Source organism: Pseudomonas sp. MDT1-17, assembly GCF_054898105.1.
The window spans coordinates 1,412,393-1,427,016 of the sequence record NZ_JBUBVM010000001.1; the positions used below are offsets into that span (position 1 = coordinate 1,412,393).

Below are 14,624 nucleotides of genomic sequence, written 5' to 3' on the forward strand. Positions count from 1 at the left end.
CGCGAGCAGGCTCGCTCCTACAATAGTTATTCATTGGGTTCGTTATTTTTCGCGCGCAAGACACGAGGCACAGCATGCAAATCAAACTCGCCAACCCCCGTGGCTTCTGCGCCGGTGTGGACCGGGCGATCGAAATCGTCAACCGTGCCCTGGAAGTCTTCGGGCCGCCGATCTACGTGCGCCACGAAGTGGTCCACAACAAATTCGTCGTCGAAGACCTGCGCGCTCGCGGAGCGATCTTCGTCGAGGAACTGGATCAGGTGCCCGATGACGTCATCGTGATCTTCAGTGCCCACGGCGTTTCCCAGGCCGTACGTACCGAAGCCGCCGGTCGTGGCCTGAAAGTGTTCGACGCTACCTGTCCGCTGGTGACCAAGGTGCACATCGAAGTGGCGCGCTACAGCCGCGACGGCCGTGAATGCATCCTCATCGGCCACGCCGGTCACCCGGAAGTCGAAGGCACCATGGGCCAGTACGATGGCAGCAACGGTGGCGCGATCTATCTGGTCGAAGACGAGAAAGACGTCGCCGCCTTGCAGGTGAACAACCCTGAAAAACTGGCTTTCGTGACCCAGACCACCCTGTCCATGGACGATACCAGCCGCGTCATCGACGCACTGCGTACGCGCTTCCCGGCGATCGGTGGCCCGCGTAAGGACGACATCTGCTACGCCACGCAAAACCGTCAGGATGCGGTCAAGCAACTGGCTGACGAATGCGACGTGGTGCTGGTGGTCGGCAGCCCGAACAGCTCCAACTCCAATCGCTTGCGTGAACTGGCCGAGCGCATGGCCACCCCGGCCTACCTGATCGACGGGGCCGAAGACCTGCAAAAGAGCTGGTTCGAGGGCGTCGAGCGAATCGGCATCACCGCCGGTGCCTCCGCGCCAGAAGTCCTGGTGCGTGGCGTGATCCAGCAGTTGCATGCGTGGGGCGCTACCGGTGCTGATGAACTGGCCGGTCGCGAGGAGAACATCACCTTCTCCATGCCTAAAGAGTTGCGCGTCCGCTCGCTGCTTTAACGCTTTTGCCCCCTGGGCATAGCGCCTGCTCAGCCTTATGGCTGCGCAGACTGACGCGGCCGGTCGCGGCCAGCACCACCTGGAGCTGAGTGACCGGTTCGTGGGTTGCACAAATGTGCAATGTCCCTGCCTGGAAGGCTCGTCCGGGCATCTGTGGCTCGCCAATACTGTTGAAACGTATGTATCGCCTGACCGGCCAGTTGCCGACAATCGGCACCCGAACGCCACTCGCACGCTCAACCAGCAGCGGATTGCTGTTGTCCTCCGCCCCTTTACCACTGATATCCAGAATGATCCGCCAGCCCTGACCCCAGTCGCCGTTGATGCCGTGAATCACGACGCTCTGATTGCGTGTGATGGCAACGGTTCTGGCGTTGCGTATACCGCCGATCAGCAACTGCGCCACCTGCTCGCGATGGTTCGACTCAGTCAGTGCTGCAAACGCCGGACTGACCAACTGCAGAACAATCCCGACAATTGCCAGTCCCATGAGCAGTTCGATCAGGCTGAAACCTCGCTGATGCATGTCATCTCCCTCCCTGGAGTGCTGCGGCCCGCGCGATCCCTGCGCGAGTAAAGGCAAAACAACCGAACATCTGCCGGTCGAATGTTCTAGCGTGTAGAAGCAGGTATAGCCGACGGCAACGGAGGGCACCGATGGATCATCGTACAAAAGGTTTCACGCTGATCGAGTTGCTGGTCGCGCTCGCGGTGTTTCTGGTCCTGATCACTCTGGCCGTACCGGCATTTACCCGTTCGGTGCAAATCACCAACGCCGACACCGAAATCGGCGATCTGCAACGGGTTCTGAATTTCGCCCGAATCGAGGCGATCAATCGGGGTGTCACGACCCGGGTTCGGCCAACGGCGGAAGGCGGTGCCTGGACCGGGGATCTGTCGGTCTATGACGGTACTGGCAAATTGGCCAAAGTATTGCGGGTTGTTCCAGCGATGAGCAGCGGGGCGACTCTGACGCTAACCTCAGGAGTGACCGCCATCGATTTCAACAATCTGGGCGGGTTGTCGGCACCGTCCACGGCGGTCGTGTTCAGCTATGTACTGGGGGCGCAAAGCAGGACGCTGAATGTGTGTTTGAACGGACGAATTCTATTGGGTGGAAGTTGCGGATGAGGGGATGGAGCAAACGTGCACAGGAGGGCATGACGCTGATCGAAGTCTTGGTTGCGTTGTTGATTCTGGGTGTTGGACTGTTGGGGGCGGCGGCGATTCAGCTCAATGCGCTGAAGTACACTGACAGCTCGCGGATGACCAGCCAGGCCAGTTTTATCGCCTACGACATGATGGACCGCATTCGCGCCAACTCCGCTGCCGATTACACCGTCACGCCGCCGACGTCGGCAAACATGAGCGTCGCCCGGGATCAGGACCTCTACGATTTCACCACCAATATCGTCAATTTACTCGGCACCACCGCCACCGGGAGCGTCACCCTCAATCAGCGGGTGTACACCATCACCGTCACTTGGGACGACTCGCGGGCTGCCAACACCGCCAATTCCCGTCGCAGCTTAGTGCTGACCAGTCGCGCCGCCGTCGATCCGGTGACGACGCCATGAACCGGCTCAATCGAGGTTTCGGCCTGATCGAAATGCTGATCGCCCTGGCGTTGAGCCTGGTCGTCGTGCTCGGTGTGACGCAGATTTTCATTGCGGCCAAGAACACCTACGTCAGCCAAAACCTGTCGGCCAACATGCAGGAAGATGCTCGCTTTGTGCTGAGCAAAATGATTCAGGAAATTCGCATGGTGGGGATGTTTGGTTGTCTGGGAACGATCACTGACGCAAGCGCCGGGGGGATTTTCAATGCCAGCCAGGTAACGCCGATCAGTTGGGACAATGCCAATCTCAAGCTGACCTTGGTGACCGCCGATGTGGGAGCAGGTGGTGGTACGCCGACCTGGACGGTGGTCTCTGATTGTCGAAACACGGCGACGGCTTATTCAAATTTGCAGGCTCCCGCATCGGGACAGTTGGCGTTTCCGATTCGGCGACTGGTTTACAGCCTTAAGAACAATCAGCTAACGATGGGAAGCGGCACCACGCCTACCCAAGCGGTGCTGGTCGACAACGTCAGTGCCTTCAACGTGAGCTTCGGTCTTGCCAGTTCGGCTACCGATGCGTCCACCTCCAGTTACAGCAGCAATCCGTCGGAACCTGCCCGAATCCGCAGCGTACGCCTGACGTTGACTCTCACCGACCCGAACAACCGGGTAAGCAATCAAACCTTTTACGTGGTTGCCGCTCTGCGCAACCGCTTGCCATGAGGGGAGGGCCGATGAGTATTTCTACCGAGCCCCCTCACTCCCAGCGCGGCATGGCACTGCTGGTCAGCCTGGTGTTTCTTCTGTTGCTGACTCTGATCGGCCTTTCATCGATGCAAAACGCTACCCTGCAGGAAAAAATGGCCACCAGTGTGACCCTGCGCAACCAGTCGTTCCAGGGCGCCGAAGCCGCGCTGCGCATCGGCGAAAGCGCGGTGCAACTGGATACCTACGCATTGCCGGTTTGCAGCGGCACCACTCAATGCGCGCCGCCGGTCGAGTCATCGTTGATCACTGCAGCCGGGTTCAACTCCACGTCGGGTGTCACCTGGATCGCAGCCGGCAATGGTTTCTACGGGGTGCAAAACATCGGCACCACGTTGAACGCCGTGAATGTGCCGAGCAATACCTCGGCGACGCTGTACCGGGTGACCGCCGTGGCCATCGTGGGCAACAACGTTCGCAGTGTGGTGGAGAGTATTTATGCGAAGTTCTGAGGCCCGCACAGGCTGGCGCCGTTGGTTGTTGCAGCTGCTCTACGGCGCGGCGTTGAGTCTTTATTTGGCAGCGCCGACTTACGCCTTCACGCCCTCGGATTCGCCGCTGTTGAGCGCCGCCGCCGTCGCACCCAATGTGATGCTGTTACTCGACGACTCGGGGAGTATGAACAACATTATCTGGGCGGCAGGCTTCGACCCGACGGTCGCACGCCCCACAGTGACTATTTGCCTCTCGAATGGTTCGTGCGCGAAAGGCCGCGAGCTTGATATGACCGATACCAATATTGCTTTGTCGAGTTTGACTCGAGGAAAATGTTCGAAAGGATGGTACGGTTTTTATAACAGCTCTTCCGGTCCGGATTCGCTTTGCCTCAAACTTCCCGATCCGGTGGGGAGCGAGGACACGCGGTATACGGCAAATTATTTGTCCTATCTGATAAATCTGGCCAACAATTCAGATCGGGATTTCACTGATGGCTCGATCCCCAATGATTACCGGATGAACGTGGCGCGCAACGTTTCCAAGATGTTGGTGGCCGGCAACCGCGCGCTGCGCATCGGCCTGTCGACGTTCAATCTGGCGGTCGGCAACCACAAGAATGACGGCGGTTACATTGCCCGTTCGGTCAGTGATATGTCAGCGGTCAGCGGCACAGTGACCCAGGCTCAGGCCAATACCAACTACAACGCACTGATCGACGCGATCGATGAACTGAGCGCGGAAGCCAATACACCGCTGGCAGAAGCCTATTACGAAATCACCCGCTATTTCCGTGGCATGGCGCCATACAACAACTCGACGCCCACAACCTATACCAGTCCGATTCAGTACCGTTGCCAGAAAAATTATGGGGTGGTGATTACCGATGGTCTGCCGACCTACGACCGAACCTTTCCGACCAGCGATCCGCTGGGTGGCAGCCGGTTACCGAACTGGGACGGGATCAGCAATAACGATGGCGCCAACCTCTCCGGCGACGATGAGGGCGACACCCTGTACCTGGATGACATCGCCAAGTTCGTCTTCGACATCGACATGCGCTCCACAGGGACAGATGCCGCGGGTAAAAGCTGGAACGAGGTGGATTTTCCCAAGCAGAACATGAACACCTACACCGTGGGTTTTGCCGTCGCTAACCAGATGTTGTCGGATGCGGCGACCTACGGACAGGGCCAGTACTACCAGGCGAGCGATAGCGCGGAACTCATCAGTGCACTGGCTGCAGCCTTGAGCGACCTAACCGCCAAGGCCGGCTCAGGTGGCAGCGGCGTTGCCAGCGGCACCACTCTTGCGAGCAACTCAACCTACTTCCAGACCACCTACGACCCCAAGGACTGGCGGGGCACCATCAAATCCCTTGGCTTCACATCGGCAGGCGCGGTTAACATGGCCGCGGTGCTATGGACGACCGATACCACTATCGTGCCCGGTGCTACTGCGCCGACCTACCAGTCCTGGAACACCCTGACCAACGCCGCTGTCACTCTGGCCTACGGCAATTTTTCCCCGGCCCAGCAGACTTCCCTCAGCCAGAACTTGCCCATCGGGATCACGGGCAGCGATCTGGTGGAGTGGAGCAAGGGCACCAACAAAACCGGGTTGAAAGCGCGTAGCGTGTTGCTCGGCGACATTATCAATTCGCCACTCGTGCTGGCCGCGCCCACGGACCAAACCGCGTCCGATCTGGTGGGGGACACTACTTACAGCACCTACCTGGCCATCAAAGCCGCCAACATGAATGCCAGCCTGGTGGTGAACGCCAACGACGGTTTTGTGAACGTCGTCAACTCGGCCGACGGTATCAGGCGTTATGCCTACATGCCTTCCAGTGTGTTGCCTTCGCTGCGTTTGATCGCCGACACCAATTACATCAACGGCGTCAGCCACAAGTTTCTGGTTGACGGTCAGGTCGCGGTATTCGATGCGCAACTCAACAGCGCCTGGAAGACCCTGGCATTGGGTGGAACAGGGGCGGGGGGCAGGACCTTCTACGCGTTGCAGTTGTTCGATGCCTCGGCCGGTAACGTGACCAAGGCGTTGTGGGAGATCAGCGCACCGTCCACAGCAAATACGGCGAACGTTTTCAATGATCTGGGTTATGCCTACGCACGACCGGAAGTGGCACGCTTGGCCGACGGTCGATGGGCCGCATTCATCTCCAACGGTTATGGCAGCAACTCCGGGGTGGCAGCGTTGTACGTGGTCGATGTTCGTGACGGCTCGCTGATCAAGAAAATAGTGATCGACGGCGCCGAAACTACCAACGGCTTGTCATCGGTAAAACTTCGGGTCAATTCGCAGAATGTGGTGCAGGCCGCTTATGGCGGCGATTTGAAGGGGCGGATGTGGAAGTTTGATTTGAGCGCTACCGCCCCGGAATCGTGGGACCTGGCGTTTTCCCGCAAACCGCTGTTTACCACCGCGGGTGGCGTCACCCAGCCGATCACCGCGCAACCATTGCTGGCGGACAATTCGTTGGGAGGGAAAGTAGTGTTTTTCGGCACCGGTAAATTCAACGAGACGGCCGACAAGAGCAACAAAGACCTCCAGGCGTTCTATGCAGTGTGGGATGCGGAAGGTGGCTCCGGACAAATCACAACGTCCAGTTTGCAGGTCCAAGCGGTGACCGGTGTGTTCTCGGGCAGCAGCGGACAATTCATCACCACCAGCCAGAATGAGGTGACCTATCCGGCAAAGAAGGGCTGGTATCTGCCATTGGTTTACAACAACGTGTTGACTGGTGAGCGGGTGATCAATCAGGCCAATCTGGTGTCCGGCCGGATCGTGTTTACCACGGCCAGCGTGGACACCACCGATCCTTGCGCCAGTTCCGGTACCGGCAAACTGGTCGAGCTGGATGCATTCAGCGGTAAGATGCTCAACTACGCGGTGCTCGACACCAATGGCGACGGGCTGGTCGACATCGCGGATTCGATTTCCAGCGGGGTGATTTTCACCGGTGGTATTCCGACGCTCAACGCGATAGTCAACAATGCGTCCCGCAAGATCGTGAGCGACTCCGGTGGCGGCGTGAACTCGCTGGTGGAAAAGCCCGGCGGTGGTGTCAACCGTCGCATCATGTGGCGACAAATACAGTAAGTGAGAGTTGAGGCATGCGCAGATCCAACCGAGGTTTTACCCTGATCGAAATCATGATCGTGATAGCGATCATCGGGATCGTTATCACCATTGGCTACCCGAGCCTTACCGAGTACGTAAAAAAGGGCCGTCGAACGGAAGTGGCCGGGCTGCTCTCCGAACAGGCGCAAATCCTCGAGCGTTTCTATTCGAAGAACAACGTCTACACCAACGTCGCAGGCCTGAGTGCCGGCAATGACTTTTACACCATTACCCAGACCCTGACCGACCAGACCTTCCTGCTGACGGCCGTGCGCAAGGCCGGCAAGGCTATGGCAGCTGACAAATGCGGTGATTTCACCATCACCAACACTGGCGTCAGAAGCATGGTCAATGCGACGGCCACGACCAAGGATTGCTGGGGTCGCTGAGTTCCTTTTTCGGGCGCCTTTTCTGCGTCCTCTGTCTATTAATCGTTGGATCAGAACATGACCAGGCAACAGCAAGTGGTGATTGTCGGCGGCGGCGTGATTGGCCTGCTGACAGCGTTCAACCTCGCGTCCGAAGTGCAAAGCGTTGTGCTGCTGGATCGCTCGAACGTTGGTCAGGAATCGTCCTGGGCCGGTGGCGGTATCGTTTCGCCGCTCTACCCGTGGCGCTACAGCCCGGCGGTTACCGCGCTGGCGCATTGGTCCCAGGACTTTTATCCACAGTTGGGCGAGCGATTGTTTGCAGCCACCGGTGTCGATCCTGAAGTGCATACCACCGGGTTGTACTGGCTGGATCTGGATGATGAGGCTGAGGCCCTGGCCTGGGCCGAGCGGGAAAACCGTCCGTTGCGGGCTGTGGATATTTCGGCGGCTCATGATGCGGTGCCGGTATTGGGCGCGGGTTTTTCCCGGGCGATCTACATGGCCGATGTGGCCAATGTACGTAATCCGCGGCTGGTGAAGTCCCTCAAGGCGGCGTTGCTTGCACTGCCGAACGTGACGATTCATGAGCAGTGTGAAGTCAGCGGGTTTATCCATGAAGGCGCTTCGGTGGTTGGGGTGCAGACCTCAGCGGGAGCTGTTCATGGCGATCAGGTGGTTCTGACCGCGGGTGCCTGGAGCGGTGATTTACTTAAAATCCTGGGCCTGGACCTGCCGGTCGAGCCAGTGAAAGGGCAGATGATTCTCTACAAATGCGCCGCGGATTTCCTGCCGAGCATGGTTCTGGCCAAGGGGCGTTATGCAATTCCTCGGCGCGACGGGCACATTCTGATTGGCAGTACGTTGGAACACGAAGGTTTCGACAAGACACCGACCGAAGCGGCCCTGGAAAGTTTGAGGGCGTCGGCGGTGGAGTTGATTCCGGCACTGGCGGATGCCGAGGTCGTGGGGCACTGGGCCGGGTTGCGACCGGGCTCGCCGGAAGGCATTCCCTACATCGGTCGGGTGCCAGGGTTCGATGGGCTTTGGCTCAATTGCGGGCATTACCGCAACGGTTTGGTGCTGGCGCCAGCGTCGTGTCAGTTGTTTGCGGATGTGATGCTGGGGCGTGAGCCGATCATTGATCCGGCACCGTATGCGCCGGCTGGACGGATCTGAGACTCAATCGAGTCCCAGTTTTTTGAGCCTGTAGCGCATCGACCTGAATGAAAGACTCAGCCGCTGAGCCGCCGCCGTGCGGTTCCAGCGGGTTTCTTCCAGAGCCTGGAGGATCAGTTTGCGTTCGACGTTTTCCAGGTAGTCTTCCAGGTTGTCGATTTGCGTCAGGTCCGGCACACCACCTTCCGGGTTGCAGTTGCCTTCGGCCAGTCGCAGGTCACTGGCCTCGATCTGCTTGTTTTCGCACAATGTGTGAGCCCGTTCGAGCACGTTCTCCAGTTCCCGCACGTTGCCGGGGAAGCGATACCTTTTCAGCGCGTCAAGCGCCTCCGGGTGGAGTTTTGCGGCGGGTTGGCCAGTGCTGATAGCCAGGCGTTTGAGCACATGGCTGGCGAGTGATTCGATGTCGTCACGGCGTTCGCGCAAGGGCGGCACCCGTAGTTCGATCACGTTCAACCGGTAGTACAAATCCTGGCGAAAGCGTTCGGCGGCGACTTCGGCGTCGAGGTCTTTGTGGGTGGCGCAAAGGATGCGTACATCAACCACGGTTTCCTGCTGCTCGCCGACACCGCGAACGGCTTTTTCCTGGATTGCCCGTAGCAGCTTGACCTGCATCGCCAGCGGCAAATCCGCCACTTCGTCGAGGAACAGGGTGCCGCCATGGGCGGCCTGGAACAGTCCGGGTTTGTCTTCGATGGCACCGCTGAAGCTGCCTTTGCGATGGCCGAAAAATTCGCTCTCCATCAATTCAGACGGAATCGCCCCGCAGTTGATAGGGATAAACGGTTGGCGGGCGCGCGGTCCTTGCTCATGGATCAGTCGTGCGACCAATTCCTTGCCGCTGCCGGATTCGCCGCTGACGTACACCGGCGCCTGGCTGCGGGCCAGTTTGTCGATGTGTTTGCGCAAGGCGCGCATGGGCAGTGAGTCACCCAGCAGTCGGCGTTCGATGGCGATGCCGGTGCCACCCGACGCAGGTAAACGCAGCGCGCTGCTGACCAGCTCCCGCAGGCGGGTCAGGTCCACCGGTTTGGTCAGGAAGTCAAACGCGCCGGCTTTGAGGGCGTTGATTGCGGTATCCAGGCTGCCGTAAGCGGTGATCATTGCCACCGGTACTTGTGGGTGGCGTTGCTGGATGTATTGCACCAGCTCAAGGCCGGTGCCGTCCGGCAGGCGCATATCGGTCAGGCACAGGTCGAACGTCTCCCGCGTCAGCAGGGCCTGGGCCTCGCCGAGGTTGCGGGCACTGAAGGTGTCGAGTTTCATCCGTCCCAGGGTGATTTCCAGGAGTTCGCGGATATCCGGTTCGTCATCGACGATCAGGACTTTTTGCTGTGGGCTCATGTTCAACTTTGTTTCCGTCCGTGAGCAAAGGTGATGCGAAAGCAGCCGCCGCCTTGGCGTGGTTTGAAGTCTAGGCGGGCCTGGTTGCTTTCGCACAGCTCACGGGACAGATAAAGCCCAAGGCCGGTGCCTTGGGTGCTCGTGGTGAAGAACGGTTCGAACAAGTGCGCTTGATGCTCCAGTGCCACGCCAGGGCCATTGTCCAGGACCTCGAGGATCGGCAGCTGGCTGTCCGGGTCGACAAATAACTCGAGCCAGACCTGCGCCGGATCGTGATTCAAGGCGCTATGGCGCCAGGCGTTGCGCAACAGATTGTCGAGAATCTGGGTCAGCTGGTTGGGGTCCATCAGGGTTTTGAAGTCTCCTGAGCCGATGCGCAGATGAATCTGCTGATGCTCGGTCGCCCCCTCGCGGGTTTCGTTGACGAACTGCTCCAGCCACGGCTTCAGATCGAGCCGTTGCGCCACGGTTTGCTGGCGGCGGGACAGTTGCAGGACGTTTTCGATTACCCGATTCATTCGCTGAGAGTGGTCTTGAATAATCTGTGTCAGACGTCGATCCGCACTGTTGAGTTCCTCTGATTCTTGCAATAGTTGCGCGGCATGACTAATGGCGCCCAGTGGATTGCGGATTTCATGGGCGATACCGGCAGTCAGGTGACCGAGGGCGGCCAGCTTCAGTTGTTGGGCCTGCTGGGCGATTTGCGCGAGGTCTTCGAGAAAGACCAGGGTCTGGTGGTGTGGGCTTTGGTCCAGGGCAATGAAGCTCGGTTGCAACTCCAGGCCACTGCTGGCGACTTTCAGGCTCTGAGGTCGCAGCGTCGGGTTGTTGAGCCACAATTGAAGGCGTTCGACCAGGTTGGGTGAATAGTCGTCGATCAATTGGCCTTCAAGATTTTCCCTGCCTAACAGGTTCAAGGCGCTGTGGTTGGCCAGTTGAACCCGCCGCTGATCGTCGAGTACCAGGATGCCGGTACGCATGCGTTGCAGGATCAGCGCGTTGAGGGCTTCGAGGCCGACAACTTCGCTGGCCCGTTGTTCGGCCAGGGTTTCGCTGACTTCCAGGCGTCTGATCAGCCCTTGCACCAGCAATGCCGCAGCAAAACACAGGGCGCCGAGCGTACCGGCTTGCAAGTAATCATTGGGGGTAGCGGGATGGCTGAAACTCAGGAGGAAGCTCAGCCCCACGATGCCGAGCGCGCCGACGGCGGCAATCAACAGGCCGATGCGCCCTCGCAACAAGGTGTTGCTGATGGCTACCGATACGATCAGCAGGTTGCCGATGGCACTGGCCACACCGCCGGCGGCGTAGAACAGACCGCACAGCAGCAGGACGTCAGTCAGCGCCAGGCTGAACAGTTGCGCCGGGCGCCGGGTGTTCTCGAAGAACACCACCAGCAGAATATTCAGCACCAGGTACACCCAGCTGCCACTGAGCAGCAGGTCGTCATGGGCAAACGTCAGCAGCTGGTTGTCCATGTCGCTGGCGATCAGCAGCACCAGGGTGATGCCGACGCTTAAACGGTAAAGATGATAGAGGCGCAGCAGTCGCAGGGCCTGTCTGCTGCCGGGACTGGACGTCTCAGCGATCACTGGAGCCCGGGCCTTGCTCAAGGTGAGCCTGGCTGCAATACCACTGTTGTTGAAGGCTCAGCGCGCGGTCGCGGGGCAGGTGTACGCCGCAATGGGCGCAGCGGACCATCGGGGCCGCTTCCAGCTCGGCGGAGGACTTGGGATTTGTAGACGATCTCTTGAATTTGCGCCAGAACCATACCGCAGCGGCAATCAGGGCGATCCAGAACAGTAAACGAAGCATGATGAGCTGCTATTTGACGAGTGATTAGCCAGTTTAGCCAAGGACATGACCAGCGCACAGCGTAATAATCGAGCCCATAAAAAAGGAGCCTCGAAAGGCTCCTTTATTTACCGTCCGACGTGTCAGTCAAACACGCCGAAGGTCATGTAGCTGAACCACGAGCGGTCGCTGTTGGTGCCTTCCGCTTCGTGTTCCTCTTCCTCGATCACATCGCCATCTGCATCTTTAGGCTTGAGATCGCTAGGAATCGCGTCCTTGGCGTCCTGGAACTGCTTCTGCACGTCCTGGTTGGCGCGGGTTTCGCCTGGCGGCAGCGGTGGACGGGATTCGATCAGGCCCAGGGTCGCTTTGCTCAACCACGAACGGTTGTCGGCTTCGTCTACTGAAGGTTTGAACTGACCGTCGACCAGGGTTGGATGGTTGGGGTAGTTGAGCTTCAGGGTTTCGAGGCTGGTGTTGGCCAGATCGTCGAGGTGCAAACGCTGGTAGGCCTCTGTCATCACCGCCAGGCCGTCACCGACCGAAGGGGTTTCCTGGAAGTTTTCCACCACGTAACGACCACGGTTCGCGGCAGCGACATAGGCCTGACGGGTCAGGTAATAGTCGGCAACGTGAATTTCGTAGGCCGCCAGCAGGTTGCGCAGGTAGATCATGCGCTGCTTGGCGTCCGGCGAGTAGCGACTGTTAGGGAAGCGGCTGGTCAGCTGGGCGAACTCGTTGTAGGAGTCGCGAGCGGCACCCGGGTCACGCTTGGTCATGTCCAACGGCAGGAAGCGCGACAGCAGGCCGACGTCCTGGTCGAAAGAAGTCAGGCCCTTGAGGTAATACGCGTAATCCACATTCGGGTGCTGCGGGTGCAGGCGAATGAAGCGCTCGGCAGCGGACTTCGCAGCTTCAGGCTCGGTGTTCTTGTAGTTGGCGTAAATGAGCTCGAGTTGAGCCTGATCGGCGTAGCGACCGAACGGATAACGTGACTCCAGCGCCTTCAGCTTGGCTGTGGCGGCGGTGTAGCTATTGTTGTCCAGATCGTGCTGAGCCTGCTGGTACAGCTCGACTTCGCTCAGGTTTTCGTCTACGACTTCCTTCGATGAGCAAGCAGCGGTCAATGCGAGGATGGCGATCAGCAGCAGGTGTTTCACTTGCATGGCGGCTTGCGTCCCTATGACGGCCGCTGTCTTGGGCGGGGCCGTCCTGTTATGATGAGCGCCCCGTTGAATAGCCTCGGGGCAAAAGACGCCGTATTTAACCACAAGCGCGCAGCCGAAACCAAAGGCTGTGCCGACGCCTAGTCCGAGCATGTCCGATAAAATTGAACTTCGCGCAGAGGTGCCGTCCGAATTGGGCGGCCAACGCCTCGATCAAGTCGCCGCACAATTATTCGCTGAGCACTCGCGCTCGCGCCTTTCCGCCTGGATCAAAGACGGCCGCCTGACTGTGGATGGGGCGGTTATCCGCCCGCGAGACATCGTTCATGGTGGCGCCATTCTTGAGCTCACTGCCGAGCAGGAAGCTCAGGGCGAATGGATCGCTCAAGACATCGAACTGGACATCGTCTATGAAGATGACGACATCCTGGTGATCAACAAACCTGCGGGACTGGTGGTGCATCCTGCCGCCGGTCACGCCGATGGCACCTTGCTCAATGCCTTGCTGCACCACGTGCCGGACATCATCAATGTGCCCCGCGCCGGTATCGTGCACCGCCTGGACAAGGACACCACCGGTCTGATGGTGGTGGCCAAGACCATTCAAGCGCAGACACAGCTTGTCACGCAATTGCAGAGCCGTAGCGTAAGCCGGATCTACGAGTGCATCGTGATCGGTGTGGTGACTGCCGGCGGCAAGATCAACGCGCCGATTGGTCGTCACGGTCAGCAACGCCAGCGCATGGCGGTTATGGAAGGTGGCAAGCAAGCCGTCAGCCATTACCGCGTACTTGAGCGTTTCCGCTCCCACACTCACGTGCGGGTGAAGCTGGAAACCGGTCGTACGCACCAGATTCGTGTGCACATGGCTCACATCAACTTCCCGTTGGTCGGAGATCCTGCCTATGGCGGTCGTTTCCGCATTCCGCCGGCAGCCAGTGTGACCATGATCGAATCATTGAAGGCGTTCCCGCGTCAGGCGCTGCATGCGCGGTTCCTGGAGCTGGATCACCCGACCACCGGTAAACGCATGAGCTGGGAATCGCCACTTCCGGACGATTTCGTCTGGTTGCTGACGCTGCTCAAGCAAGACCGTGAGGCGTTCATCGGATGAGTGACTGGCTGATTCCCGACTGGCCTGCGCCTGCCGGGGTGAAAGCCTGCGTTACCACCCGTGCGGGCGGCGTCAGTCTGGCGCCGTTCGACAGCCTCAACCTCGGCGATCACGTCGACGACAGCCCCGAAGCCGTTGTCGAAAATCGCCGTCGCCTCACCGATCATTTCTCTATTCAACCGGCCTGGTTAAAGCAGGTTCACGGCATCGCCGTGGCCCATGCAGACCCAAGCCAGGTGGCGACTGCCGATGCCAGCTGGACGGCAACGCCCGGTATTGCCTGCACGGCGATGACCGCTGATTGCCTGCCGGCATTGTTTTGCGACCGTGCCGGCACTCGCGTAGCGGCGGCCCACGCCGGTTGGCGCGGATTGGCGGCGGGTGTGCTGGAAGCGACTTTGGACGCGTTGGCCGTGCCGCCTGCCGAGGTGCTGGTCTGGCTCGGTCCGGCCATTGGCCCGCAAGCCTTTGAAGTCGGCCCGGAAGTGCGTGAAGTCTTCATCCAGCAACTGCCTGAAGCCACTAAAGCCTTCACCCCGAGTCAGAACGCCGGCAAATTCTTGGCCGACATCTATGAGCTGGCGCGTTTACGGCTGGCCGCTCGTGGCGTCACTGCTGTCTATGGTGGCGGCTTCTGCACCGTGACCGATCCACGTTTCTTTTCTTACCGCCGCAGTCCTCAAACGGGTCGGTTTGCCTCCCTTATCTGGCTCGAACGCTAGACTTGCCTGACCT

The 14,624-nt window shown here is 59.3% G+C and carries 15 protein-coding genes; 10 read left to right on the forward strand and 5 right to left on the reverse strand.

Translation table 11 applies throughout. The annotated features are described in order from the left end of the window. Positions 1-74: 74 nt before the first annotated feature. Positions 75-1,022: a 4-hydroxy-3-methylbut-2-enyl diphosphate reductase gene (ispH, locus tag ACYZTX_RS06245; RefSeq protein ID WP_462033358.1), complete on the forward strand. Its 948-nt coding sequence runs from the start codon at positions 75-77 to the stop codon at positions 1,020-1,022. On the opposite strand, the gene ACYZTX_RS06250 is transcribed toward ispH, so the two are convergent. Further along, positions 991-1,548, reverse strand: a complete 558-nt coding sequence (locus ACYZTX_RS06250) for a GspH/FimT family pseudopilin (protein ID WP_462033359.1) — start codon at positions 1,546-1,548, stop codon at positions 991-993. The genes ispH and ACYZTX_RS06250 overlap by 32 nt on opposite strands. Before the next feature lie 131 nt (positions 1,549-1,679). Here ACYZTX_RS06250 and ACYZTX_RS06255 point away from each other — a divergent pair, with 131 nt between their 5' ends. From ACYZTX_RS06255 to thiO, 7 genes are read left to right on the forward strand one after another with little or no spacing between them, the layout of a single operon-like run. Beyond that, on the forward strand, positions 1,680-2,153 hold the full coding sequence (locus tag ACYZTX_RS06255; RefSeq protein ID WP_462033360.1) for a GspH/FimT family pseudopilin: 474 nt from the start codon (positions 1,680-1,682) through the stop codon (positions 2,151-2,153). Then, positions 2,150-2,599, forward strand: coding sequence for a type IV pilus modification protein PilV (gene pilV / locus ACYZTX_RS06260; protein WP_462033361.1), 450 nt, complete (start codon positions 2,150-2,152; stop codon positions 2,597-2,599). The genes ACYZTX_RS06255 and pilV overlap by 4 nt, the downstream gene beginning before the upstream one ends. After that, on the forward strand, positions 2,596-3,306 hold the full coding sequence (locus ACYZTX_RS06265; protein ID WP_462033362.1) for a PilW family protein: 711 nt from the start codon (positions 2,596-2,598) through the stop codon (positions 3,304-3,306). Before pilV ends, ACYZTX_RS06265 begins: the two co-directional genes overlap by 4 nt. A gap of 11 nt (positions 3,307-3,317) precedes the next feature. Beyond that, on the forward strand, positions 3,318-3,800 hold the full coding sequence (locus ACYZTX_RS06270) for a pilus assembly PilX family protein (RefSeq protein ID WP_462033363.1): 483 nt from the start codon (positions 3,318-3,320) through the stop codon (positions 3,798-3,800). Then, positions 3,787-6,903 carry a pilus assembly protein gene (locus tag ACYZTX_RS06275; protein WP_462033364.1) on the forward strand — a complete coding sequence of 1,039 codons (3,117 nt, stop codon included), beginning with the start codon at positions 3,787-3,789 and terminating at the stop codon, positions 6,901-6,903. The genes ACYZTX_RS06270 and ACYZTX_RS06275 overlap by 14 nt, the downstream gene beginning before the upstream one ends. A gap of 14 nt (positions 6,904-6,917) precedes the next feature. After that, on the forward strand, positions 6,918-7,313 hold the full coding sequence (locus ACYZTX_RS06280) for a type IV pilin protein (protein ID WP_462033365.1): 396 nt from the start codon (positions 6,918-6,920) through the stop codon (positions 7,311-7,313). 57 nt (positions 7,314-7,370) lie between these two features. Further along, positions 7,371-8,471, forward strand: a complete 1,101-nt coding sequence (thiO, locus tag ACYZTX_RS06285) for a glycine oxidase ThiO (RefSeq protein WP_462033366.1) — start codon at positions 7,371-7,373, stop codon at positions 8,469-8,471. Positions 8,472-8,474: 3 nt separating this feature from the next. On the opposite strand, the gene ACYZTX_RS06290 is transcribed toward thiO, so the two are convergent. The 4 genes from ACYZTX_RS06290 to ACYZTX_RS06305 all read right to left on the reverse strand — a co-directional run bounded on the left by ACYZTX_RS06290 (position 8,475) and on the right by ACYZTX_RS06305 (position 12,775). Then, complete coding sequence (locus ACYZTX_RS06290) at positions 8,475-9,815, reverse strand: sigma-54-dependent transcriptional regulator (protein WP_462033367.1); 1,341 nt, start codon at positions 9,813-9,815, stop codon at positions 8,475-8,477. A gap of 2 nt (positions 9,816-9,817) precedes the next feature. Further along, on the reverse strand, positions 9,818-11,407 hold the full coding sequence (locus ACYZTX_RS06295) for a sensor histidine kinase (RefSeq protein WP_462033368.1): 1,590 nt from the start codon (positions 11,405-11,407) through the stop codon (positions 9,818-9,820). Further along, positions 11,397-11,630, reverse strand: coding sequence for a PP0621 family protein (locus tag ACYZTX_RS06300; protein WP_462033369.1), 234 nt, complete (start codon positions 11,628-11,630; stop codon positions 11,397-11,399). The genes ACYZTX_RS06295 and ACYZTX_RS06300 overlap by 11 nt, the downstream gene beginning before the upstream one ends. A gap of 122 nt (positions 11,631-11,752) precedes the next feature. Then, a complete protein-coding gene (locus tag ACYZTX_RS06305; RefSeq protein ID WP_462033370.1) occupies positions 11,753-12,775 on the reverse strand; it encodes an outer membrane protein assembly factor BamD in 1,023 nt (340 codons plus the stop codon). 151 nt (positions 12,776-12,926) lie between these two features. On the opposite strand from ACYZTX_RS06305, the gene rluD reads away from it, so the two are divergent. Next, complete coding sequence (gene rluD, locus ACYZTX_RS06310) at positions 12,927-13,889, forward strand: 23S rRNA pseudouridine(1911/1915/1917) synthase RluD (protein ID WP_046048807.1); 963 nt, start codon at positions 12,927-12,929, stop codon at positions 13,887-13,889. Beyond that, positions 13,886-14,611 carry a peptidoglycan editing factor PgeF gene (pgeF, locus tag ACYZTX_RS06315; RefSeq protein ID WP_462033371.1) on the forward strand — a complete coding sequence of 242 codons (726 nt, stop codon included), beginning with the start codon at positions 13,886-13,888 and terminating at the stop codon, positions 14,609-14,611. Before rluD ends, pgeF begins: the two co-directional genes overlap by 4 nt. The last annotated feature ends 13 nt before the right edge of the window (positions 14,612-14,624 follow it).